This is a genomic window from Rhizobium sp. Leaf371 (assembly GCF_001424045.1).
In the GTDB taxonomy this organism is placed as follows: domain Bacteria; phylum Pseudomonadota; class Alphaproteobacteria; order Rhizobiales; family Rhizobiaceae; genus Ferranicluibacter.
The window spans coordinates 321,964-345,628 of sequence record NZ_LMQB01000028.1 but is presented as its reverse complement, the minus strand read 5'-3'; the positions used below and the strand labels follow the sequence as shown (position 1 = coordinate 345,628).

Below are 23,665 nucleotides of genomic sequence, written 5' to 3'. Positions count from 1 at the left end.
GCACCTGCGCCGCTGCAGGCCCGCGGTCATGCGCAAAGGTGGACATACGGGGGAAAGCGGATGATAGCGCTGTCGCGCTTCCGTTCCCGGCTCGCGAGGCGCCGGGAACGGAGGCCGTCTTGGGAGACTTAGCGACTTTCCTTCAGCTTCTCCAGCCGGGCCGCCAGATCCTTCAGGCCGCTCTCGACCTCCTTGCCGCCGGACAGCATGTCGTGGACGCTGCGATAGAAGGCCTGGGAGACGCGGTTGTAGCTCGTGCCGGTATAGCCGGACGGCCGGATGGCGCTGTCGGCAAAGGCCTGCTGATTGTCCTTCAGGAACGGGATTTTCTTCAACACATCGGCGTCGGTGTAGAGCGCCGTGATCGACGGGTTGAAAGCGGCATCGACGGCGCGCATCTTCTGCATCTCGGGGCCGGTGATGAAATCGACGAAGTTCGCCGCCACATCGGGCTTGGTCGAGAATTTCGAGACGCCGTAATACATCGGACCCAGGCAGCCGGACGATTTCTCTCCGGCCTTGCCGACCGGAAGCGGCATCATGCCGACCTTGTCGATCACGGCGCTGCCGGTGGTCTGCGACGTGCCCCAGACATAGGGCCAGTTGCGGTGAAAGACGGCGTTGCCGGACTCGAAGACCGCGCGCGACGCCTCTTCGTCATAGTTCAAGACGCCTTCGGGGCTGATCGTGCCGATCCAGCTTTTTGCCAGCGTCAGGGCGCCGGCCGCGGCCGGATTGTCGATCGTCACCTTGCCATCGTCGGAGATGATGCTGCCGCCGCCGCTGGAGCTGATCAGCTCGAGCGCATCGCAGGTCAGGCCCTCGAAACTCTTGGCCTGCCAGGCATAGCCCCACATGTCGGCCTTGCCGCCGGCGCGCTCCTTGTCCTGGATCTCCTTTGCGGTCGCCGTCAGCTCTTCCCAGGTCTTGGGCGCCGGCTTGCCGTATTTCTCCAGAAGATCCTTGCGATAGAACATCAGCCCGACATCCATATAGGCGGGCATGGCCACCAGCTTGCCATCGAGCTTTGCGGCGTTCAGCGTGGAGGCGAAATGCTGGTCCTGGTCGGGCTTGGGCACGAGCGTCGAAAGGTCGAGCAGGTTGTTCTTGAACATGCCGAGCCAGATGACGTCGAGGAAGAGAACGTCGACATCGGTAGATTTGGCCGCAAGCAGCTGCTGATAGAGCGGGATCGCGTCATCCAGAAGGGCGGGCATCTTGTTGATCTTCGCCTCGTTCCCGGTCTTCTCCTTCCAGGCGGCGGCGGCCTTGGTGCAGAGCTCGAATTCGGTCGATGCGCAGAAGACCGATACCGTCTCGGCATGGGCCGCACCGGCGCCAAGAAGCGCGAGAAGTGGAAGGCTGAAGGCAAGTTTTCGATTGAACATGACGGTCGTTCCCCTGTTCGAATTTTCCTCTGACGGCCTCTACCTTTTGGTTTTTGTCGGCCGTTGGGGGCGATTGGACTGGATATGACCAGTTATGTCAATTGGCCTCCACTTTTATATTTCAGGCGTGTGACATTCTCTGTAGTGTTGCGGGAAGCAGGAAGGGAATCCGGTTGGGCGACAGTGCGGCAGCAGAGATATCGGTGGAAGGACTTGTCGGTTCTCAGGGCGACGCGCTGCTCGCAGCCGTGGTGCGCCACGACGATCCGCGGCCGCTTCACCAGCAGGTCAAGGAAGCGCTGCTCCGTGCGATAGAGGACGGCCGCCTGCCGCACAACGGAAAGCTGCCCTCGGAGCGCAAGCTCGTGGAAGCCTTCGGCGTCAGCCGGATCACGGTGCGGCATGCCATCCAGGATCTCATCCGCCAGGGCATGGTGAAGAGCCAGCCCGGCAAGGGCCTCTACGTGACGCTGAGCCCGCGCGGCTACGAGCTGCAGGTGCTGGAGAGCTTTACGGCAACAGCCCTGTCCACCCATCGCCAGCCCGGCAGCATGCTGGTGGAGGTCCAGGTCTACAAGCCGGCGGCCGACATCACCCGACCCTTGTTCCTGCCGGAAGGCGCCGAAGTGGTGATCCTCAAACGAATCCGGCTGATCGACGGCGTGCCTGTCGCCATCCAGACGGACTGGTTGCCCGCAGCCCAGGTGCCGGGGCTGGCCGATCTCGACTGGACGGGCGCCAACCGCTCGCTCTACGCCGAACTTCGGGATCGCTACCATATCCAGCCCGGGCGCGGGCATACGACGCTCAGCGCCCGCATGGCGACCGCATGGGAGGCCGAGCGGCTGGAACTGGTGAGCCCCGCAGCCGTCCTCACCGTCGACCAGATCGTCTTCGACCGGCGGAACCGGCCAATCAACATGACGGCGCTGGTGCACCATCCGGAGCGCTATCCGCTGACCTTGACGCAGTCTTGAGGCTGGCGCGTCGATGGGTCGATCTCTCGGGCGAACTGCGCTAGAAGCCGGCGGTCACACCGGAATGCCATCGTGGAAACCACGCTCTATCTGCCCGTCAAAACGTTTCTCGAAAGCTTCGGCTTCGAGGTGAAGGGCGAGGTCGCGAGTTGCGATCTCGTCGGCGTGCGGGCGGGCGAGCCGGACATCGTGGTCGTTTGCGAGCTGAAGCTGACCTTCAATCTCGAACTGATCCTCCAGGCCGTGGATCGCGCAGCGGCCTGCGACGAAGTCTGGATCGCCGCGCGGGTTTCGGCCAGGGGACGCGGCCGCGAGGCGGACAAGCGCTACCGCGATCTCTGCCGGCGGCTCGGCATCGGCATGCTGGGCGTTGCGGATACCGGCACCGTCAGCGTCATCGTCAGTGCCGTCTCGCCGATGCCGCGCACCAATCCGAAGCGCCGGGCGCGATTGGTGAAGGAACATCGCGCGCGCCATGGCGACCCCACCGCCGGTGGCGGCGCCCGTGCCCCGATCATGACCGCCTATCGGCAGCAGGCGCTTCTCTGTGCCGCCGCGATCCGCGCCGGCCGCGTGCGGCCGGTCGAGATGCGGCCGAGGGCGCCAAAGGCGGCCGCCATTCTTCAGGACAATGTCTATGGCTGGTTCGAACGTGTCGAGCGTGGGGTCTATCGGCTGACGGACGCCGGTGCAAAGGCGCTGGAGCGATGGCCGCAGATCGACGACGCAGCGGAGTGACGGGATCATCGACCGGGGCACCGACGGGGCGGAAACTGTCATAAAATGGTGATAGACCGACGGCGACAGGAGATTGGGACATATCATGACGACCATCCGCACGATCGAACAGCTTGCCGAAATCTATGACGGCGTCTCCGAAGCCTCCACCGCGAAGGTAACCGTTGCGCTGACGCCGGGTTACCGCGCGATGATCGAGGCTTCGCCGTTTCTGGCGCTCGCCACGATCGGCCCCGAGGGCATGGACTGCTCGCCACGCGGCGATGCGCAAAGCGTCGTGCGGGTGCTGGACGAGAAGACGGTGCTTTTGCCCGACTGGCGCGGCAACAACCGCATCGATTCACTGCAAAACATCGTGCGCGATCCGCGCGTCGCTCTCATGTTCCTCATTCCCGGCTCCAACACGACCATGCGGATCAATGGCACGGCAGCGGTGTCGATCGATCCCGAGCTGCTCGAAAGCTTCGAGATGGATGGCAAGCATCCGCGCAGCGTCATCATGGTCGAGATCAACGAGGTCTATTTCCAGTGCGCCCGCGCCTTGATGCGGTCCGAACTCTGGAACCCCGCGCGCTTTCAGGATCCGGCGATGCTGCCGAGCGCAGGCGAGCTGTTGAGACAGGCGAAAGCGAGCTTCGACAAGGAAACCTATGATCGCGAATGGGCGGCCCGCGCCGCCCGGACGATGTGGTAGGCTGCTCTCAAAGAGACCGCGTGATGCCGCCGTCGACGCGGATGCTCTGGCCGGTGATATAGCCCGCCCCCTCGGAGGCGAGGAAGGAAACGGTCGCGGCGATCTCCTCGCTTCGGCCGTAGCGGCCCATGGGAACGCGGTCGCGAAACACCTCCTTCTCCGGAAGGCTGTCGATGAAACCGGGAAGCACATTGTTCATCCGCACGTTGTCGGCCGCGAACTGGTCGGCAAAGAGCTTGGTATAGGCGGCAAGACCGGCGCGGAAGACGGAGGATGTCGGGAAGACCGGATCGGGCTCGACGGCACTGAAGCTCGATATGTTGATGACGACGCCGGATTTCTGCGCCCGCATGATGGGAGCGACCAGCCGGACCGGGCGGACCACGTTCATGAAATACACGTCCATGCCGCGCACCCAGTCCTCGTCGGTGATATCCGCCACGGGCGCACGCGGTCCGTGGCCCGCGCTGTTGACGAGAACGTCGATGCGGCCCCAGCGCTCCATGGTGCGATCGACCAGCGTTTTTAGATCCGCGTTCGACTGGTTGGAGCCGGTGACGCCGAGACCGCCGAGCTCCGTGGCCAGCGCTTCGCCCTTGCCCGAGGACGAGAGAATGGCGACCTTGAACCCATCGGCGGCAAGCCGGCGGGCAGCGTCCGCGCCCATGCCGCTTCCACCGGCGGTGATGATGGCGATCTTGTCGGTCATGGCGTCTGCCTTTCGGTTTCGAAGCGTTTTCAAGGTTTATGCCACTCCGCCCGCATGTGGCGAAGTGGTTTTTTCAGCCTCGGCTCCTCGGCGTGAGATCAGGCAGGCTGTTGCAGGCGAGCCCGTCCGGCAAAGACGATGACGAGCGCGCCGAGCACGGCCGAGAGGCTGGTGAAGCCGAAGACCGCGGTCGCGCCGTGGGTATCGACCAGCAGCCCGCCGAGGACGGCGCCGCTGGAGATCGCGATCTGGAACGTGCTGAGCATCAGCGCCCCTGCGCTTTCCGCCTCGTCGCCGGCCGCCCGCGTCACAAAGCTCTGCACGCTGACCGGCAAGGCGCCGAAGGCAAAGCCCCAGAGCGCGGTGGTGACGGCGGCGATGACGGGCGACGCGCCGGCAAGCGCCAGAACCAGCGCCGTGACGGCGATACCGCCTGCGGCAAGCGTGATCGACAGCGACGTATTCCGCTCCGAGACGAAGCCACCGAAGATGTTTCCGAGGAATCCGCCGATGCCATAGGCGAGCAGGATCGCCGACAGGGCTTCCACGCCGAAGCCCGGAACGGTTTCGAGGTAGTAGCGGATGAAGGTAAAGCCAGCGAAATGTCCGGCGACGACCAGAAGCACGGTCAACAGCCCGACGCGGATGGCCGGGCGGCGCAGGACAGCGAGCAGCGTCGAAAGCCCGGCGACGCCCTTGGACGGCATGGCCGGAAGGCTTGCCGCCTGCATGATGATGGCGACGACGCCGAGTGCGGCGGAGATGCCGAAGGCGGTTCGCCAGCCATAGGCCTCGCCGATCCAGGCACCGAGCGGCGCCGCACAGACGGTGGCCAGCGACACGCCGGTCATGATGATGGCCATGGCGCGCGGCATCAGGCGGCCAGGAACGAGACGCATGGCGAGCGCCAGCGACATGGCCCAGAAGCCGCCAAGTCCGATGCCGAGAAGGGCGCGCGACAGCAGGAGCATCGGAAGGCCGCTGGCAACGGCCGCCATCAGGCTCGAGACGATCAGCAGCGCGGTGAGAACGAGCAGCGTGGCGCGACGATCCCAACGGCTCGTTCCGATGACGACTGCCGGTCCGGCAACCGCACCGACGATAGCCGTCATCGTCACCGATTGTCCCGCGGCGCCGACACTAACACCGAGATCGACCGACATCGGGGTCAGCAGGCTGGCGGGAAGAAATTCGGCCGTCACCAGCGCAAAGACGCCGAGGGACAGTGAGACGACGCCGGCCCATGCCGCCTGTTTGACGTCCCCGCTTTCGGGCACGGACGGGATGTCGTCTTCGATATAACTGTTCATGAGAAAGGTCTCCGGGAGGGATATGACCTATGGTTAAGCGCGACAGGCTGGGGAATCTATGCTAGGAAATCCATAACACATGACCATTCGTCCAAAACGAGGCGCCTCACCATGAGCGATCCGCTGACAGAAATGTTAAAAGGGCTTCGCCTCGATGGCGTCGATTATTGCCGTTGCCAGCCGAATGCGCCGTGGGCCACGGCCTTTCCGAAGCGGGATGCCGCCCAGTTTCATTTTCTTGCCGCCGGCTCCGCCTACTTTCAGGAGCCCTCCGGCGCGTGGAGCGAGCTCTTTCCCGGCGATGCCGTGCTTCTGCCGCGCGGCGATGCGCATGTCATCGCCAGTGGCTCCGACGTGCCGGCCACGCCCGTGGCCGCCCTGCCCCGCAAACCGCTTTGCGACGGCATCGTCGAGCTGGAATGCCGTGGCTCCGACAGTCGGAATGTCCTTTTCTATGCCGTGATGCGCTTCAATGTCGATACGCTTCACCCGCTGCTGCAACTGATGCCGGACGTGATGCGCGCCAGCGATCTCGCGGCAAGCGAGCCGTCCATTCGTCCGCTGCTCGATGCCATGCAGCGCGAGGTCGAGATGAACCGGGTCGGTGCGGGCGGCATCCTGTCGCGTCTGGCCGATGTTCTCACGGCGACCCTGATCCGCACCTGGGTAGAGCATGGCTGCGGTGATTCGACCGGTTGGCTTGCTGCCTTGCGCAATCCCGAGATCGGCCGGGTGCTGGCGGCGATCCATCTCGACCCTGCCCATGACTGGAGCGTCGAGGAACTTGCCCGCCATATGGGTGCCTCACGCTCGGCCTTTGCCCAGCGCTTCGCCGATGTGGTCGGCGAGACCCCTGCCCGTTACGTCGCCCGCATGCGCATGCATCAGGCCCACCAGTGGCTTGGCGAGGGCCAGCGCGTGGCAGCGGTGGCCGAACGGCTCGGCTACGAGTCGGAAGCCTCCTTCAGTCGCGCCTTCAAGCGCATCACCGGCAGCCCGCCGAGTCACGTTCGGGATGTGGCGAAACGCCAGCCACGGTTGTCTGAGGCGCAAAGTCTCGCGATGCGGCAAGAGGCCTGATCGGCGCAACGTTCGGCCTGCGTTCGATCAGACGTCGGTGACCGGCCGCTCAGCGTTGCCCGCCGTCCAAAATCTTCGCGACCGTCTCGGCGCAGAGCGCCAGCGAAACCGCACCGGCATCGCGGTGGCCGATGCTGCGCTCGGCAAGGGGACGCGCCCGGCCGAGGCGGGGGGTCAGGGCCCGCGTTTGTTCCGCGGCCGTCGTCGCGGCGGCTGCGGCGCTGTTCCAGGCGCGCGGCAACGATCGTGTTTCGGCAAACGCCGCCTCGAGCGTATCGACGAAGGGCACGAAGGCATCGACCAGAGTCTTGTCGCCGACCTTCGCGCCGCCGAGCCGCGTCACAGCAGTCAGCGCCAGCCGCGCGCCGGCAACGACCGCCGCTTCATCGCGGGCTTCGGTGTCCGAGAGTGCCGTGCTCCAGGCACGCAGCAGCACGCCCCAGATCACGCCCGAGGTGCCTCCGGCGCGGTCGGCCCAGGCGTCTGCGGCAGCGGCGAGCACGCTGTGTGCACCGGCGCCTGCCGCAACGGCGGCGTCTGCGGCGGATCGCGCGGCTGTGACGCCGCGCACCATGCCCTGCCCGTGATCGCCGTCCCCGGCCTGCGCGTCGATCCGTCCGAGTTCGGTCTCCGCCGTGTGGAGCACCTCGGCCATTTTCCCGAGGATCCCGGCAAGGCAGCGCCCGGTCTCGCGCGACGCGTCGGATGCTTCCGGGAAGGTGAGCATTTCCTCGGCCTCCTCCGGGATCGGTTCGGCCAGTTCAGGCTCTTCGCGGCGAACGAGGACGGCGGTTTCGCAGGGCGCGCACCAGAGGCGTTCGAGGTCGTCATCGAGCCAGAGCACGCTCAGCGAGCAACCACGCATATCGAGGCTCGTCACGAACTCGCCGACCTCGGGCCGCACGATCTCCAGTCCCGCTGCCGTGAGCCGCGCCGCGATCTGGGGCCAGAGAACGAAAAGCTCCTCATACTTCGTGGCGCCGAGACCGTTGAGCAGCGCGGCGACGCGGGTGCAGTCGGCTGGCCGCTCCGCTAGAAGCCGATGCGTCAGGAGATCGGCCAGGGCCGAGGCCGGAAGGATCTCGGTCTCGCTGATCCCCGGCTCGCCATGAATGCCGAGTCCGAGCGCCATCCGGCCCTTCGGCACCGTGAACAGCGGCTCGTCCGAGCCCGGAAGGGTGCAGCCGCCGAACGCCACACCGAAGGATACGGTGCGGGCATTGGCATGCTTTGCCACGGCCTCGACGGCGTCGAGCGAGCGCCCCTCTTCGGCCGCCGCACCGGCAATCTTGAAGACGACGAGATCGCCGGCGATCCCGCGGCGGCTCAAATGATCGTCGGCCGGGCCGCTTGCCACGTCGTCGGTGACGGGGAGTACGCGCACGTCCAGACCCTCGGCCCGCAGTCGCTCGGCTGCAGCGCCGAAGTTCAGGACGTCGCCGGCATAATTGCCATAGCCGAGAAGGACGCCACCGCCACGATGCGCCAGACGGCAGACACGCGCCACGGCGGCGGTCGATGGAGAGGCGAAGACATCGCCCGCGACCGCCGCATCGGCAAGGCCCGGACCGACATAGCCGGCAAAAGCGGGGTAGTGCCCCGATCCCCCGCCGACGACGACCGCCACCTTGCCCTCGACGCGCGGCGTCGATCGCACCACGCCACCTTTCACCGCGCGCACGAAGCGTCCGTAGACGGCGGCATAGCCTTCAAGCGCACTTGCCGCGAACTCTTCCGGTTGATCGTAAATCGTCGTCATGCAGGTCTTCTCCTCCGGCCAAATGCTTTCCCGGTATCCTGGGCCTTGCTCATCTCAATGAGCGAAAACGCCCTCGAAATCCTTGAATCCCTTGACCTCGATCGGGTTCCCGCTCGGGTCGAAGAAGAACATCGTGCGCTGCTCGCCCGGTTCGCCCTCGAAGCGGACGACCGGTGGAATGTCGAAGGCGATGCCGGCTTTTTCGATGCGGCTTGCCAGTTCGAACCAATCGTCCAGCGCCAACACGACGCCCAGATGCGGCATCATCACCATGTGATCGCCGACCTTTCCGGTGCGCGTGACCGCGAAAGGCGTGCCGAGATGCAGCGAGATCTGGTGGCCGAAGAAGTCGAAATCGACCCAGGTCTCCGTCGATCGGCCTTCCGCGCAACCAAGGACATCGCCGTAGAATCGCCGCGCTGCGTCGAGATCGGTGACGTGATAGGCGAGATGGAAGAGAGAGCGCATGGGGTGTCGGTCCTGTCCGTCTATCGGGGCGGCGCGCGACTCGGGCGCCGCATATCGGCAATATGGACCGGCTTCGCCATAGGCGGCAACATGCGTGCGGGTCCATACAGCCCGGTGGCTTGACAGACAGGGGGCGGCAAAGGCATCGCTGCCGGCAGGCGCCTTTCATCAACGCGGCGCCGGCAAGGAACCGGAACCGTGAAGGTGAACGTGAACAGGATCGTCTATCTCGACGGCGCGTGGCTTGAAGAGGCCGAGGCCAAGGTTTCGGTCTTCGACCGCGGCTTTCTCTTTGCCGATGCCGTTTACGAAGTGACCGCCGTCATCGGCGGCAAGCTGATCGATTATGCCGGCCATGCCGCGCGGCTACAGCGCTCGCTCGACGAACTTGCCCTTGCCTGCCCGATGGCCCCAGAAGACCTCCTCGCCATCCACCGCGAAATCGTGGCGCGCAATGCGCTCGACGAAGGCCTGATCTATCTGCAGATTTCGCGCGGCCCGGCAGATCGCGACTTCGCGTTCCCGGGCACGGCGAGCCCGACGCTCGTGCTCTTTACGCAGGCGAAAGCCGTGCTCGACAACCCTTACAACCAGACCGGCATCAAGGTGATCACCGTGCCCGACCAGCGCTGGGCACGCCGCGATATCAAGACGGTGCAGCTGCTTTACCCCTCCATGGCGAAGATGGAAGCCTTGCGGCAGGGCGCGCAGGATGCCTGGCTGGTGGAAGACGGCTTCGTCACGGAGGCGACCTCGGCCAATGCGCATATCGTGACCGTCGAGGGTCGCCTCGTCACGCGACCGCTGTCGCATGCGATCCTCCCCGGCATCACCCGCGCGACCATCGTCGCGCTGGCACGCGCGGCCGGCATTCCGGTCGAGGAGCGCGCCTTCACGCCGGAAGAGGCGAAACAGGCGAGCGAGGCCTTCGTGACGTCGGCCACGAACTTCGCCCTGCCGGTCGTCTCGATCGACGGCGCAGAGGTCGGCAACGGGCGGCCGGGTCCGATCACGGGACGCATGCGCGCGCTTTACATCGCCGAGCGCCTGTCGCTGGCCGAACCTGTCACCTGACAAGGAAGGCCCGGTGTTCCGCGCGTCCTACACGTGGCGCTCAGCGATGGGTCAGGCAGCGCGCGACGCAGTCTTTCCACCCGTCGATGCCCGCCTGACGCGCGCCATCGTCATCGCCCGGCTTGAACCGGCGGTCGCATTGCCAGGCTTCTGCAAAGCCGGCCCGATCCGGCCAGAGCCCGGCGCGCGAACCGGCGAGCCAGGCCGCACCGAGGATCGTCGTTTCCAGGATCACCGGGCGATCGACGGGGGCCGCGAGAATGTCGGCGAGGCGCTGCATCGTCCAGTCTGACGCAACCATGCCGCCATCGACCCGCAGCACGGTGCGTTCGCCCTTATCGCCCCAGTCTTTCTTCATTGCCTCCAGAAGATCGTGGGTCTGGTAGGCAACGCTCTCCAAAGCTGCCCGTGCGAATTCGGCGGGTCCTGTCGCGCGCGTGAGCCCGAAGACGGCGCCACGGGCATCGGGGTCCCAATGCGGCGCGCCCAGGCCGGTGAAGGCCGGCACGAGGTAGACATGCTGGTTCGGGTCGGCGGTCTTTGCCAGTTCCTCGGCCTCCGAGGACTTCGAGATGAAGCCCATCTCGTCGCGAAGCCACTGCACGGCGGCGCCGGCGATGAAAATGGAGCCTTCCAGCGCATAGGTCGTCTTGCCGTCGAGCCGGTAGGCGATCGTCGTCAGGAGGCGGTTGGAGGAGACGACGCGATCCTCGCCCGTGTTCAGAAGCGCGAAACAGCCCGTTCCATAGGTCGATTTCAGCATGCCGGGCTCGAAGCAGGCATTGCCGATGACGGCGGCCTGCTGGTCGCCGGCCACGCCGAGGATCGGAATTTCGGCACCGAAGATCGCGGGATCGGTGATGCCGAAATCGGCGGCGCAATCCTTCACCTCCGGCAGCATGGCGCGGGGAACGGACAGGATGTCTAGAAGCTCGTCGTCGAAGCGGTTCTCGGAGATATCGTAGAGCAGCGTGCGCGAGGCGTTGGTGGCGTCGGTCACATGGACGCGGCCACCGGTGAGCTTGTAGATCAGCCAGCTGTCGATGGTGCCGAAGCATACCTCGCCCTTTTCGGCGCGGGCGCGCAGGCCCTCCACCGTATCGAGCAGCCAGGCGAGTTTCGTGCCGGAAAAATAGGGATCGATCAGAAGGCCGGTCTTTTCCGTGAACAACGGCTCAAGCCCGCGCGCCTTCAAGTCGTCGCAGAAGCGCGCCGTGCGGCGGTCCTGCCAGACGATGGCGCGATGGACGGGCTTGCCGGTCTCGCGGTCCCAGACGACGATCGTCTCGCGCTGATTGGTGATGCCGATCGCCTTGATGCCGGCGGCGGTAATGCCGGCCTTCTCGATCGCCTTGCGGCTGGTCGAGAGCACGCTCTCCCAGATCTCGTCGGCATCGTGTTCGACCCAGCCGGAATCGGGAAAGAACTGCTGGAATTCCTGGCCCGAAACCCCGGCAATCGTCATGTTCGCGTCGAAGATCATCGATCGGGTGGATGTCGTGCCCTGGTCGATCGCCAAGATGTAACCGCTCATTCGTCCTCGTCTCCCCATCGACCCTGCAGGTGCCTGTACCGTCGCCTGCAATAAGAGGCCGGGGCGCATGGTGCGCCCCGGCCCTTTTCTACCGTTTCAGGCCTACTTCTGCCAGCTCTTGACGAGCTCGTCATAGTTGACCGTGATCGGCTTTTCCTTTTCGTTCTCGATCTTCAGCTGCGGTGCAAGGTTGCCCTTTTCTGCCGCATCCTTGTTCCAGTATTCGATATCGTGTTCCTCGGCGAGGTTCGGACCGATATCGCCCTGGACGCCGGCACGCTGCAGGCGCTGGAGAACCTTTTCCTGTTCGGCGCAGAGCGAGTCCATCGCTTCCTGCGGCGTCTTGTTGCCGGCGGCGGCATCGCCGATCGCCTGCCACCAGAGCTGTGCCAGCTTCGGATAGTCCGGAACGTTGGTGCCGGTCGGCGACCACTGGACACGGGCCGGCGAGCGATAGAATTCGACGAGACCGCCGAGTTCGGGCGCACGCTTCGTGAAGCTCTTGTCCTGGATGGTCGATTCGCGGATGAAGGTTAGGCCGACATGGCTCTTCTTCACGTCCACAGTCTTCGAGGTCACGAACTGGGCGTAGAGCCAGGCGGCCTGCGCGTTCTTTTCCGGCGTGGACTTCATCAGCGTCCAGGAACCCACGTCCTGATAGCCGAGCTTCATGCCGTCCTTCCAGTAGACGCCATGCGGCGACGGTGCCATGCGCCACTTCGGCGTGCCGTCCTCGTTGACGACGGGCAGGCCCTTCTTGACGGCATCGGCGGTGAAGGCCGTGTACCAGAAGATCTGCTGGGCAACGGTGCCCTGTGCGGGAACCGGGCCGGCTTCGCCAAAAGTCATGCCCTGGGCTTCCGGCGGTGCGTAGGCCTTCAACCAGTCGAGGTACTTGACGATGGAGTAGACGGCGGCCGGGCCGTTGGTATCGCCGCCGCGCGCGACGCAGGAGCCGACCGGCTGGGACTTCTCGTTGACCTTGATGCCCCATTCGTCGACGGGCAGACCGTTCGGCAGGCCCTTGTCGCCGTTGCCGGCCATGGACAGCCAGGCATCGGTGAAGCGCCAGCCGAGCGACGGGTCCTTCTTGCCGTAGTCCATGTGGCCATAGACTTTCTTGCCGTCGATTTCGCGACCGGTGAAGAACTCGGCGATATCCTCGTATGCAGACCAGTTGACGGGAACGCCGAGGTCGTAGCCGTACTTCGCCTTGAAGTCCGCCTTGTTCTTCTCGTCGTTGAACCAGTCGTACCGGAACCAGTAGAGGTTGGCGAACTGCTGGGTCGGCAGCTGATAGAGCTTCTTGTCCGGCGCGGTCGTGAACGAGGTGCCGATGAAGTCCTTGATGTCGAGCGTCGGGGACGTCACGTCCTTGCCTTCGCCGGCCATCCAGTCGGTCAGGTTGCGCACCTGCTGGTAGCGCCAATGCGTGCCGATGAGGTCGCTGTCGTTGACGTAGGCGTCGTAGATGTTTTCGCCGGACTGCATCTGCGTCTGCAGTTTTTCGACGACGTCCCCTTCGCCGATCAGGTCGTGCGTGACCTTGATGCCGGTGATGTCGGTGAAGGCCTTGGCGAGCGTCTTCGACTCGTATTCATGCGTCGTCAGGGTTTCGGAAACGACCTTGATCTCCATGCCGGCGAAAGGCTTCGCCGCATCGATGAACCACTGCATTTCCTTTTCCTGGTCGGCGCGCGAGAGCGTCGAGAGATCGCCGATCTCGGCGTCCAGGAACGTCTTTGCCTCGTCCATGCCCGCATAAGCGGAGCCTGTCAGAGCCAGCAGCATGGCTGCCGTCGATGTTAAAAGGTGCCGTCGCATGCGTAGTCCTCCCTTTGAGATATCTGCGATTGCTGTCACGGGCGCCCCGGACCTCCCCTGGGCTTGCCCGTCTCGTTCACGTGCCTCAGACCAGCTTGAAAACGCCGACGGCGTAGACAACGGACAGGGCAAGAGCCCACCACACGTTGGGGCCGATGAGCCCCAGCCATGCCAGGTGAATGAAGGCGCTGCCGAGCAGCGACACGAAGAGGCGGTCCCCCCGTGTCGTCTCGAAGCGCAGGATGCCGACGCGCGGATTGCCGCCGGGCGAAAGGAATTCCCAGACGCCCATGCCGATGAGCAGCACAAGGATCGTCACGAAGAACAGGACCGTCGGCAGCGTCCACGCCATCCAGGAGAAGTTCATGTCGGTCTCCTTACACGCGGCCGAGGGCAAAGCCCTTGGCGATGTAGTTGCGGACGAAGTAGATGACGATGGCGCCGGGGATGATGGTGAGCACGCCGGCTGCGGCCAGCACGCCCCAGTCCATGCCCGAGGCGGACACGGTGCGCGTCATGATCGCGGCGATCGGCTTTGCGTCCGTCGTCGTCAGCGTCCGGGCGATCAGAAGCTCGACCCAGGAGAACATGAAGCAGAAGAACGCGGCGACACCGATGCCGGAGGCGATTAGCGGAATGTAGATCTTCACGAAGAAGCGGGGGAACGAGTAACCGTCGATATAGGCGGTCTCGTCGATCTCCTTCGGCACGCCGGACATGAAGCCTTCGAGGATCCAGACGGCGAGCGGCACGTTGAACAGGCAATGGGCCAGCGCCACGGCGATGTGCGTATCGATGAGGCCGAAGGCCGAATAGAGCTGGAAGAACGGCAGAGCGAAAACGGCCGGCGGCGCCATGCGGTTGGTGAGCAGCCAGAAGAACAGGTGCTTGTCGCCAAGGAACCGATAGCGCGAGAAGGCGTAGGCTGCGGGAAGCGCCGCAAGCACCGAGATCACCGTGTTCATGACGACATAGATGATCGAGTTGATATAGCCCTTGTACCAGGACGGATCGGTGAAGATCACCGCATAGTTCCGCAAGGTCGGCTGGTGCGGATAGAGCGAAAAGGTGCTGGTGATCTCCATGTTCGTCTTGAAGCTCATATTGACGAGCCAGTAGATCGGCAGCAGCAGGAAGACGATGTAGAGCGTCGGCACCAGCCAGGACAGGCGTATGCCCGTCGACTGTGCCGCGGCGCGGCTTTCCGTCGTTGAGGTCGGCGCGTTGATGGCCGGATCGGTCATTGCGGTGGTCATGGTTTCTCCTCCCTCCCCGGATCAGTTCTGCGCGTCGCTGGTGGTCATCACGGTGTAGAAGATCCAGGAGAGCAGCAGGATGATGAGGAAGTAGATGAGCGAGAGGGCGGCGGCCGGCCCGAGGTCGAACTGCCCGATGGCGGTCTTGACGAGGTCGATCGACAGGAAGGTCGTGGAGTTGCCGGGGCCGCCGCCGGTGATGACGAAGGGCTCGGTGTAGATCATGAAGCTGTCCATGAAGCGGAGCAGGAAGGCGATCAGCAGCACGCGCTTCATCTTCGGCAGCTGGATGTAGCGGAACACGGACCAGCGCGAGGCGCCGTCGATCTTCGCTGCCTGATAATAGGCGTCCGGGATCGACACGAGGCCGGCATAGCAGAGCAGCACGACGAGGCTCGTCCAGTGCCACACATCCATGACGATCAGCGTGACCCAGGCATCGAAGACGTTGTTGACGTAGTTATAGGGGATGCCGAGGGCTGCGAGCGTGTAGCCGAGCAGGCCGATATCGACGCGTCCGAAGACCTGCCAGATCGTGCCGACCACGTTCCACGGAATGAGCAGCGGCAGCGACATCAGGATGAGGCAAACCGGCACGCCGAAGCCCTTTTTCGGCATGTTCAGCGCGATCAGGATGCCGAGCGGGATCTCGATCGACAGGATGATGACCGAGAACAAGAGGTTGCGCTGCAGTGCATCCCAGAAGCGGGACGAATGCAGCACCTGGATGAACCAGTCCGTGCCGGCCCAGAAGAATTCGTTGTTTCCGAACGTATCCTGAACCGAATAGTTGACGACTGTCATCAGCGGGATGACGGCGGAGAAGGCGACCAGCACCAGCACCGGCAGCACCATGAACCAGGCCTTGTTGTTCCAGGTCTTTTCCATGGCTCAGGCCCTCCCGTTGGCGATTGACGGATCGGAGACCCGCCAGCTGTCGGCATAGATATTGACGGCTGCGGGATCGAAGGTGATGCGCGGCTCCGACGGGATCTCGCCGTTTTCCCCGAGCACGATCGCCATCGGCCGGTCGGCGAACAGCGCGCGGACGATCTTGTGGCGGCCGATATCCTCGACCTTGGAGATCGTCACCGGCATGCCCTCGCGGCCGAGCCGCACGAATTCCGGACGAATGCCGAGCTCGACCTTGGCGCCGCTCGCGATCTCGGGCCTGAAGCCCAGCGCGACCTGTCCGCCGCCGAGATCGGCGGTCGTGCCGTCGATGCGCGCCGGAATGACGTTCATGCCCGGCGAGCCGATGAAGTAACCGACGAAGGTGTGGCGCGGCCGCTCGAACAGCTCCGCCGGCGTTCCGATCTGCACGATCTCGCCGTCATACATCACCACCACCTTGTCGGCGAAGGTGAGTGCTTCCGTCTGATCGTGCGTGACATAGACCATGGTGAAGCCGAACTGCTTGTGCAGACGCTTCAGCTGCGAGCGCAGCACCCACTTCATATGCGGATCGATGACGGTCAACGGCTCGTCGAAAAGGATGGCGCTGACATCGTTGCGCACGAGGCCGCGACCGAGCGAGATCTTCTGCTTCTGGTCGGCCGTCAGCCCGCGGGCGGTCTTCTTCGCCCAGGAGGAAAGATCGATCATCTCGAGGATTTCCTTGACCCGGCGATCGACCTCGGGTTCCGGAACGCGGCGGTTGCGCAAGGGGAAGGCCAGATTGTCGTAGACGGTCATCGTGTCGTAGATCACCGGGAACTGGAACACCTGCGCGATGTTGCGGTCCTGCGTCGGCAGATTGGTGACGTCGCGCCCATCGAACAGGATGCGGCCTTCCGACGGCGAGACGAGGCCGGAAATGATGTTGAGCAGCGTGGTCTTGCCGCAGCCGGAGGGGCCGAGCAGCGCGTAGGCGCCGCCGTCGTCCCAGTCGTGATGGACTTCCTTCAGCGAGTAGTCGGCCGGCGATTTCGGGTTCGGGCCGTAGGCGTGGCGGATATGGTCGAGGCTGATGCGGGCCATGTCTGTCTCCTCACGCCGCTCTGTCGAGACGGCCGTCGATGGCGCGTCCGTCGGTGGAAAAGGCCATGAGATGGCGCGTGTCGAGCATCAGGTTCACGGCCGTTTCCGGCTCGATCATGCGAATGCCGGGCTCCAGCATCACCCACCGGGCGCCGGCGCACTCCACATGCACGAAGCTTTCCGAACCGGCGATCTCGCTGATGATGATGCGGGCCGGAAGCACGGCCGCGGCTTGCGAGCTTGCGTCCAGCGACAGATGATAGGGGTGGAAGCCGATGGTGCACGGGCCGTCGGCGATGCTCCGGAGATGGGCGGGAACCGGCAGCAGCGGCGTGCCGTCCTGCAGGAAGCTTTCGCCGGATTTCACCACGGCCAGCGTGTTGAGCGGTGGATCGGCAAAGGTCTTGGCCGTGACGAGATCGGCCGGCCGGCGGTAGACCTCGATGGTCGGGCCGAACTGGCTGATCGTGCCCTGGTGCATGGTGGCGGTATGGCCGCCGAGCAGCAGTGCCTCGCCCGGCTCGGTCGTCGCATAGACGAAGATGGCGCCGGAGGCTGCGAAAATTTTCGGCAGTTCTTCGCGCAGTTCCTCGCGCAGCTTGTAATCGAGGTTGGCGAGCGGCTCGTCGAGAAGGACGAGGCTCGCATTCTTGACGATCGCCCGGGCGAGCGCCGTGCGCTGCTGCTGGCCACCGGACAGATTGAGCGGCGTGCGGCCGAGATAAGGCGTAAGCTTCATCAGCTCGGCGGCCTTCTTCACCTCGCGGTCGATGGTGGCCGCATCCTTGCCGGCGATCCGCATCGGCGAGGCGATGTTTTCATAGACCGTCATGGCGGGATAGTTGATGAACTGCTGGTAGACCATGGCGACCGAGCGATCCTGCACGCGAATGCCGGTCACGTCCTTGCCATCGAAGCGGATCGTGCCGGATGTCGGCTTGTCGAGCCCTGCCATCAACCGCATCAGGGAGGTCTTGCCGGACAAGGTCGGCCCGAGCAGTACGTTCAGCGAACCGCGCTGCAGCACGAGGTTCGTCGGGTGGATATGCGTATCCGCTCCCACGACCTTGGTGATATCGGTCAGTTCCAGCATGTCTTTCCTCCCAGCCCTCGCTTCCCCACCTTCGACGCTCCCTCCTTGGAGCAGCCTCAGGCGACGCAGCGCGCCGTCAATTCCTGCATATCGTCCGCGAGCGCGCTCGCCTCGGTCTTCGTGAGATTCAGCCCGAGCTTCGTGCGGCGCCAGAGGATATCCTCCGCCGTGCGCGCCCACTCCTGCTCGATCAGATAGCGAACCTCGGCTTCGTAGAGATCCGCGCCATAATGCCGCCCGAGCGCCTCGATCGACGGAGCCTCCCCGACAATCTTCCGGGCCAGCGTTCCGTAGAGCCGGACCAGCCGCCTTGCGTGGCGATCGGTGAGAAAGGCGGCTCGGGATTTCAGGTCCGCCACCTGGGCCTCGTACCCCGTCGGCGCGAAATCGCCACCCGGAAGCGTGCTCTTGCCCGTCCAGGGCGAGCCCTTGCTGCCTATCGCCTCGCCGATCTTTTCGAGTGCATGCTCGGCAAGGCGGCGATAGGTGGTGAGCTTGCCGCCGAAGACGTTGAGCAAAGGCGCCGCGCCATCCTCGCCCTCGACCTTCAGCACGTAGTCGCGCGTTGCTTCCTGCGCCTTCGAGGCGCCGTCGTCGAACAGGGGGCGCACACCGGAATAGCTCCAGACGATGTCCTCGCGACGCACCGGCTCGGCGAAATACTCGCTCGCCGCCTTGCACAGATAGTCCGTTTCGGCGTCGGTAATGCGGATATCCTTGGGGTCGCCTGTGAAATCCTGGTCCGTGGTGCCGATCAGCGTGAAATCGCGCTCGTAGGGGATGGCGAAGATGATGCGGCCGTCGGGGTTCTGGAAGAAATAAGCCCTCGGATCGTTGAATTTCTGGCGAATGACGATGTGGCTGCCCTGGACGAGACGGACATTGTGGACCTGATTCTTGCCGACCGCATTGGACAGAACCCGATCGACCCAGGGACCGGCCGCGTTGATCAGCATACGGGACGTGACGCGCCGCACCGGGCCGCCCTTGCCGTCCTGAATATCGATGGCCCAGAGCGCGCCCTCTCGGCGGGCCGAGATGACGCGGCTGCGCGACAGGATCTCGGCGCCACGATTGGCGGCGTCGCGGGCGTTCAACACCACGAGGCGGGCATCATCCACCCAGCCGTCCGAATATTCGAAGGCCTTGGTGAACAGCGGCTTCAGCGGCTTTCCCGCGGGATCGCGCCGCATGTCGAGCGTCTTCGTCGCCGGCAGAAGCTTGCGCCCGCCGATATGGTCGTAGAGGAAGAGGCCGAGGCGGATGAGCCAGGCCGGACGAATGCCGCCCTTGTGGAACGGCAAAACGAAGCGCATCGGCCAGATGATGTGCGGGGCCATGGCCCAGAGCACTTCGCGCTCCATCAGGGATTCGCGGACGAGCCGGAACTCGTAGTGCTCGAGGTAGCGCAGGCCACCATGGATGAGCTTGGTGGCACCGGACGAGGTGCCCGAAGCGAAATCGTTCATCTCGGCAAGGCCGACCGAATATCCGCGACCGATGGCATCACGCGCGATGCCGCAGCCGTTGATCCCGCCACCGATGACGAAGATATCGAATGGTTCCTGCCCTGCCATACTTCTCCACCCCTTTCGCAATGCAGCATAGGAGCGCATCTGCGAAACAAGATCATCTAAAACGAAATCGAAACGAATGTCAAATGAAAGTGAATGTAAATTGATGCTTTCGGACTGGAAAAGGCGTCAAGCCGTCTCCATCAGCTCGACTTTGTGCTCGCGACAGATGGCGCGGACGCTGTCGGAGGGGCAGCGGTCGGTGATGAACGTATCGACCTGGGAGATATGGCCGATGCGGACCGGCGCCGTGCGATCGAACTTGGACGAATCGGACACCAGAATCACGTGGCGTGCATTGGCGATGATGGCCTGCGCGACTTTGACCTCGCGAAAGTCGTAGTCGAGCAAGGCGCCATCCTCATCAATGGCGGAAACGCCGATGATCGCGAAATCGACCTTGAACTGGCGGATGAAATCGACCGCAGCCTCGCCGACGATGCCGCCGTCCGAACCACGGACCACGCCCCCGGCAATCACCACCTCGATCTGTGGATAGACCCGCAATCGATTGGCAACATTGATATTATTGGTGATCACCATCAGCGATGCATGGTCGACCAGCGCGTCGCCCACCGTTTCGGTCGTCGTGCCGATATTGATGAAGAGCGAGGCGTTGTCGGGAATGAGGGCTGCGGCGGCCCGGCCGATCGCCTGCTTCTCCAGCGCGGCCATCGACCGACGCTCTTCATACTCGACGTTTTCATTGCCCCGCGGGAAGACCGCGCCGCCATGAATGCGGTTCAACGTTCGCCCGTCACAGAGGTCGTTCAGATCCTTTCGGATCGTCTGGGGCGACACGGAAAAACGGAGCGCAAGATCCTCGACCAGAACGCGGCCCTGCTCGCGTGCAATCGACACGATCTCGCTCTGGCGCGATGATAGCAGCACGGTTTCCTCCTCTTTCGTTTTCTTCAGTCTAGGCAGAAAACGAAAGGAGCACAATCGGCCGCGTCAGCCGCGTGCGAGAACAGCTTCGATCTCGTCGAGAGACGGCATCGCTGGCGCCGTTCCGCGCCGAGTGACCGAGATGCCGGCCGTTGCGCAGCCGAAGCGCACGGCGTCCAGGGGATCGCGCCCGACGGACAATGCAGCCGAGAAGCCGCCGACGAAAGCATCGCCGGCACCCGTCGTATCGATGACGGGCCCGACGCTGAAAACCGGGAGGTGAACCGACTGCGCTGACGTGTGCAGTAGCACGCCGCGACCGCCGAGCGTGATCACAGCCGCCCGCGCACCGCGCTTCATCAAGGCGTCGCCCGCGCGCCGCGCATCGTCGAGCGTTTCGATGCCAAAGCCGACGAGGGCCGCCGCCTCGGTTTCGTTCGGTATGATGTAGTCGCTCAAACCATAGAGCGCGTCGGGAAAGGTCTCGGCCGGCGCAGGATTGAACAGGGTGACGACACCGGCGCCGCGCGCGATTTCCAGCGCCCGCTGCGCGGCCGCCACCGGCTGCTCCAACTGGGTGACGAAAACGGTGGAACCCTCGATCGTCGCGCGCGCCGCCTCGACATCCTCGACGGCGATCGTGCCGGCCGCGCCGGGATAGACGATGATCGCATTGTCGCCGTTGCTGTCATTGACGTAGATGAAGGCCGCACCGGTCGGTTCCGTCTCCATGACGGTCAGAACCGGCGTGACGCCAGCCTCCGCATAGGTTTTTTGCGCGAGATCGCCGAAAGTATCGCGACCGATCTTCGAGATGAAGGACACAGCAGCACCAGCACGCGCTGCCGCGACTGCCTGGTTGGAGCCTTTTCCGCCCGGCCCGACGGCAAATCCGCTGCCGCGGATCGTCTCGCCGATCACCGGCATGCGGGCCGCGAGGTAGGCCGTGTCGGCCACGAAAATACCGAGAATGGATACGCCGTTCTTCACTTCAGTCTCCTCACCCTATCGTCCCAACCAGCGACGCGCCCAAGCGATCGGGCGTCTCCTCTCCCGATCGCTCTCGCCCGCCAGTCTGCGGGGTCCGTCGACCCACGCCGCTGCAGAACCTATTCCTTGTTCTTCGCTGCAGCGTCCTTCATCTCTGCGCGGAGCGTCGCATTGACCCGCTCCTGCCAGCCCGGACCGCCCGCCTGGAAGTGTGCGAGAACATCGCTATCGATTTTCAGCGTGACCATCTCCCGGGTCTTCGGAACGAGCTGACGCTCGACGGCCGGCGCGACCGGCTTCTTGACGGGTTTGAACAGCGCTTCGGCTGCATCCTTGGCGCTCATGGGCCGGCGGGGGGTGATCGCCATCAATCATGTCCTCGTGTGGAATGTAAAACGCGACACTAGCAGCAATTCCGCATTGCGGTCATGGAATCGACGGCGTTTCGAAAACGTCCACAAGCGATTTCGCGGACACGCTCACCGACAGGTTGCGTCCGTTTCGCAGTTCTATGACAGTATTTCGGAGCCTCCTCTTTGTTATTCTGTGTGCGCCCTCCCGCATTTTTGCCTGCCGCGTTTGACAAACCGTGTCTTCTGCCGTACACGGTGTTCATCGATACTTTGTTTGCAGATCGTTTTTTTGCTGCGCCTCGCGCCTCGTGATAAAATCCCCTCTCAAAAGTCGACAGAAATCCTGCCATGCGTCGTATGGTGGGCAACGAATATTGCACTGAAAGGGTTTGTCATGACCACAGGCACCGTAAAATGGTTCAACGCCACCAAGGGCTTCGGCTTCATCCAGCCGGACGACGGCTCTGCTGACGTTTTCGTCCACATCTCGGCCGTCGAACGCGCTGGCATGCGCGAAATCGTCGAAGGCCAGAAGCTCGGCTTCGAGCTCGAGAAGGACCGCAAGTCGGGCAAGATGTCCGCCGGTTCGCTCCAGGCGGCTTAAGTCTTTCGCTCCCCCTGACCGCGGATGTACCGGCAGTGGAAGCATGAGATGATGAAAGGTCAGGCGGATGCCTGGCCTTTTTGCGTCGGCTGACAATCACGATTGGCAGCGTTTCCGGCACGCGCCGACGACGCACGTTCTTTCGGTCGGCGCGGATTTGAGGCATGATGCGACGGCTGGCTACATGAGGGCCGGCAGGTCGCCGACCCGCTAAGCGTGGGATGCCACGGATCCGGTCCGTGACGGAAGACGCGGCAGCTCGGCTGCCATCGAGAAAGTAGAACAAGGAAGACACGTTGAGACACCCGAACGACAATGGCTTCAACGAACGCCGGAAGACGGCGATCGAAGCCAAGAAGCAGCTTCTCGCAAAATTTGCTGCAGCCCCCAAGCCGACCGATCCTGAAATGCAGGCACAGCTTGCGGCCCGCGAAGCGACCGCAAAGGCGCGCGAGGCGCGTCGCGCCGAACGTGACGCTCTCAAGAAGGCAGAGAACGACCGGCTGATGGCGGAAGCGGCGGAAGCGGCTGCGGCGGCGGAAGCCAACGAGCGCGCGGAAGCCGAAGCCAAGCAGGCGGAAGTCAACGACCGCGTTGCGCGCGTCGTGGCCGACGAGGCAGCCCGCAAGGCCGAACGCGACCGCCGCTATGCGGCCCGCAAGGCCCGCCAGGGCTGATTGCCCGACAATCGGTCGATGGCGGTGCCTGTCGCCGCCATCCCGTTGTCTGATAGAATGAACACAAGTGCCGAACACTCTAAGGTCGGCATTGGCAAGGGCAAGGTGCCGCATCTCCTCTGATCGATCGCGGTTATCGGAGCTCGGGCCTCGCCCGACCGACGATCCGGCGGGCTTCCCCGCCGAAGCCCCGACGTTCGGTGCAGCACGTTAAATCGCTGTATCAAGCGACAGATCCGACGGCGTTTCGCAAGGCCCGCCTGCTCTACCCTTTCCATTGGCGGGCAACCGCTGGCAGACTGCCGTGCCCGTGAGATCGCGAGATCGTGGCCCATAGATGTGGGATGGGCGCATATCCCACTTGAAGGACCAGACATGACCACTCTTACACTGACGCCGACCCAGATCCGGGGATTGAAGCTTGCCAAGGACGGCAATCTCTTCCCGCAGGAGGCCAAGAAGTGGACGCATGAGAACGCCACCATCACCTATGCGAAGACCGACCGGTTCAAGGAACGCCCGCAGAAGATTAAGTTCGTGACGACCACGACGCTCGACGAACTGCGTGGCATGGGCCTTCTCCGCGCTATCGAGGCCGACAGCGCGCCGTTGGAAACCCCGCATGAAATCACGATGGCCGGCAAAATCTGGTTGCTCCAGAACAAGTAACCGGCGTCTCGCCATTTCGTCGCCTC

Annotated in this window: 24 protein-coding genes; 8 read left to right on the top strand and 16 right to left on the bottom strand. The window is 64.0% G+C overall.

The genetic code is table 11. From position 1 onward, the window contains the following. Positions 1-128: 128 nt before the first annotated feature. Positions 129-1,388, bottom strand: a complete 1,260-nt coding sequence (locus ASG39_RS21615) for an ABC transporter substrate-binding protein (RefSeq protein ID WP_062596998.1) — start codon at positions 1,386-1,388, stop codon at positions 129-131. Positions 1,389-1,591: 203 nt separating this feature from the next. Here ASG39_RS21615 and ASG39_RS21610 point away from each other — a divergent pair, with 203 nt between their 5' ends. The 3 genes from ASG39_RS21610 (at position 1,592) to ASG39_RS21600 (ending at position 3,797) form a co-directional block, all read left to right on the top strand. Next, complete coding sequence (locus tag ASG39_RS21610; protein ID WP_244481294.1) at positions 1,592-2,365, top strand: GntR family transcriptional regulator; 774 nt, start codon at positions 1,592-1,594, stop codon at positions 2,363-2,365. A 72-nt stretch (positions 2,366-2,437) separates the two neighbouring features. Further along, complete coding sequence (locus tag ASG39_RS21605) at positions 2,438-3,103, top strand: DUF2161 family putative PD-(D/E)XK-type phosphodiesterase (RefSeq protein ID WP_062596997.1); 666 nt, start codon at positions 2,438-2,440, stop codon at positions 3,101-3,103. Between the two features lie 85 nt (positions 3,104-3,188). Next, complete coding sequence (locus ASG39_RS21600; protein ID WP_062596996.1) at positions 3,189-3,797, top strand: pyridoxamine 5'-phosphate oxidase family protein; 609 nt, start codon at positions 3,189-3,191, stop codon at positions 3,795-3,797. 7 nt (positions 3,798-3,804) lie between these two features. Here ASG39_RS21600 and ASG39_RS21595 read toward each other — a convergent pair whose 3' ends face one another. Both ASG39_RS21595 and ASG39_RS21590 read right to left on the bottom strand, forming a co-directional pair. Then, complete coding sequence (locus ASG39_RS21595) at positions 3,805-4,506, bottom strand: SDR family oxidoreductase (RefSeq protein ID WP_062596995.1); 702 nt, start codon at positions 4,504-4,506, stop codon at positions 3,805-3,807. A gap of 98 nt (positions 4,507-4,604) precedes the next feature. Beyond that, positions 4,605-5,816: an MFS transporter gene (locus ASG39_RS21590; protein ID WP_062596994.1), complete on the bottom strand. Its 1,212-nt coding sequence runs from the start codon at positions 5,814-5,816 to the stop codon at positions 4,605-4,607. A gap of 111 nt (positions 5,817-5,927) precedes the next feature. Here ASG39_RS21590 and ASG39_RS21585 point away from each other — a divergent pair, with 111 nt between their 5' ends. Next, on the top strand, positions 5,928-6,896 hold the full coding sequence (locus tag ASG39_RS21585; RefSeq protein WP_082477413.1) for an AraC family transcriptional regulator: 969 nt from the start codon (positions 5,928-5,930) through the stop codon (positions 6,894-6,896). Between the two features lie 49 nt (positions 6,897-6,945). Here the strand turns inward: ASG39_RS21585 and ASG39_RS21580 are convergent, their stop codons facing one another. Continuing rightward, positions 6,946-8,655 carry a dihydroxyacetone kinase family protein gene (locus ASG39_RS21580; protein ID WP_062596993.1) on the bottom strand — a complete coding sequence of 570 codons (1,710 nt, stop codon included), beginning with the start codon at positions 8,653-8,655 and terminating at the stop codon, positions 6,946-6,948. Between the two features lie 54 nt (positions 8,656-8,709). Next, complete coding sequence (locus tag ASG39_RS21575) at positions 8,710-9,123, bottom strand: VOC family protein (RefSeq protein WP_062596992.1); 414 nt, start codon at positions 9,121-9,123, stop codon at positions 8,710-8,712. A 204-nt stretch (positions 9,124-9,327) separates the two neighbouring features. On the opposite strand from ASG39_RS21575, the gene ASG39_RS21570 reads away from it, so the two are divergent. Next, positions 9,328-10,197, top strand: coding sequence for a D-amino-acid transaminase (locus ASG39_RS21570; RefSeq protein ID WP_244481302.1), 870 nt, complete (start codon positions 9,328-9,330; stop codon positions 10,195-10,197). 40 nt (positions 10,198-10,237) lie between these two features. Here ASG39_RS21570 and glpK read toward each other — a convergent pair whose 3' ends face one another. From glpK to ASG39_RS21515, 11 genes are all read right to left on the bottom strand, one after another. Then, positions 10,238-11,731, bottom strand: coding sequence for a glycerol kinase GlpK (glpK, locus tag ASG39_RS21565; protein WP_062596991.1), 1,494 nt, complete (start codon positions 11,729-11,731; stop codon positions 10,238-10,240). Between the two features lie 102 nt (positions 11,732-11,833). Further along, positions 11,834-13,555: an ABC transporter substrate-binding protein gene (locus tag ASG39_RS21560; protein ID WP_062596990.1), complete on the bottom strand. Its 1,722-nt coding sequence runs from the start codon at positions 13,553-13,555 to the stop codon at positions 11,834-11,836. A gap of 85 nt (positions 13,556-13,640) precedes the next feature. Further along, the gene (locus tag ASG39_RS21555) at positions 13,641-13,922 is read right to left on the bottom strand and encodes a DUF2160 domain-containing protein (protein ID WP_062596989.1); all 282 of its coding nucleotides are present in this window, start codon (positions 13,920-13,922) and stop codon (positions 13,641-13,643) included. A 10-nt stretch (positions 13,923-13,932) separates the two neighbouring features. Further along, on the bottom strand, positions 13,933-14,811 hold the full coding sequence (locus tag ASG39_RS21550; protein ID WP_244481293.1) for a carbohydrate ABC transporter permease: 879 nt from the start codon (positions 14,809-14,811) through the stop codon (positions 13,933-13,935). 21 nt (positions 14,812-14,832) lie between these two features. Next, positions 14,833-15,699, bottom strand: coding sequence for a sugar ABC transporter permease (locus ASG39_RS21545; protein ID WP_062596988.1), 867 nt, complete (start codon positions 15,697-15,699; stop codon positions 14,833-14,835). A 3-nt stretch (positions 15,700-15,702) separates the two neighbouring features. Then, the gene (locus ASG39_RS21540; protein WP_062596987.1) at positions 15,703-16,791 is read right to left on the bottom strand and encodes an ABC transporter ATP-binding protein; all 1,089 of its coding nucleotides are present in this window, start codon (positions 16,789-16,791) and stop codon (positions 15,703-15,705) included. Positions 16,792-16,801: 10 nt separating this feature from the next. Next, positions 16,802-17,884 carry an ABC transporter ATP-binding protein gene (locus ASG39_RS21535; protein ID WP_062596986.1) on the bottom strand — a complete coding sequence of 361 codons (1,083 nt, stop codon included), beginning with the start codon at positions 17,882-17,884 and terminating at the stop codon, positions 16,802-16,804. A 56-nt stretch (positions 17,885-17,940) separates the two neighbouring features. Continuing rightward, on the bottom strand, positions 17,941-19,461 hold the full coding sequence (locus ASG39_RS21530) for a glycerol-3-phosphate dehydrogenase (RefSeq protein WP_062596985.1): 1,521 nt from the start codon (positions 19,459-19,461) through the stop codon (positions 17,941-17,943). Between the two features lie 126 nt (positions 19,462-19,587). Further along, complete coding sequence (locus tag ASG39_RS21525) at positions 19,588-20,349, bottom strand: DeoR/GlpR family DNA-binding transcription regulator (RefSeq protein WP_062596984.1); 762 nt, start codon at positions 20,347-20,349, stop codon at positions 19,588-19,590. 63 nt (positions 20,350-20,412) lie between these two features. Next, a complete protein-coding gene (locus ASG39_RS21520) occupies positions 20,413-21,336 on the bottom strand; it encodes a ribokinase (RefSeq protein WP_062596983.1) in 924 nt (307 codons plus the stop codon). A gap of 119 nt (positions 21,337-21,455) precedes the next feature. After that, positions 21,456-21,704, bottom strand: a complete 249-nt coding sequence (locus ASG39_RS21515; RefSeq protein WP_062596982.1) for a BrnA antitoxin family protein — start codon at positions 21,702-21,704, stop codon at positions 21,456-21,458. 379 nt (positions 21,705-22,083) lie between these two features. Here ASG39_RS21515 and ASG39_RS21510 point away from each other — a divergent pair, with 379 nt between their 5' ends. The 3 genes from ASG39_RS21510 (at position 22,084) to ASG39_RS21500 (ending at position 23,639) form a co-directional block, all read left to right on the top strand. Then, positions 22,084-22,293, top strand: coding sequence for a cold-shock protein (locus tag ASG39_RS21510; protein ID WP_062478651.1), 210 nt, complete (start codon positions 22,084-22,086; stop codon positions 22,291-22,293). Between the two features lie 296 nt (positions 22,294-22,589). Beyond that, positions 22,590-22,970 (top strand): DUF6481 family protein, encoded by a 381-nt coding sequence (locus ASG39_RS21505; protein WP_062596981.1) that lies wholly within the window; start codon positions 22,590-22,592, stop codon positions 22,968-22,970. Between the two features lie 375 nt (positions 22,971-23,345). Continuing rightward, positions 23,346-23,639, top strand: coding sequence for a hypothetical protein (locus tag ASG39_RS21500; RefSeq protein ID WP_062596980.1), 294 nt, complete (start codon positions 23,346-23,348; stop codon positions 23,637-23,639). The last annotated feature ends 26 nt before the right edge of the window (positions 23,640-23,665 follow it).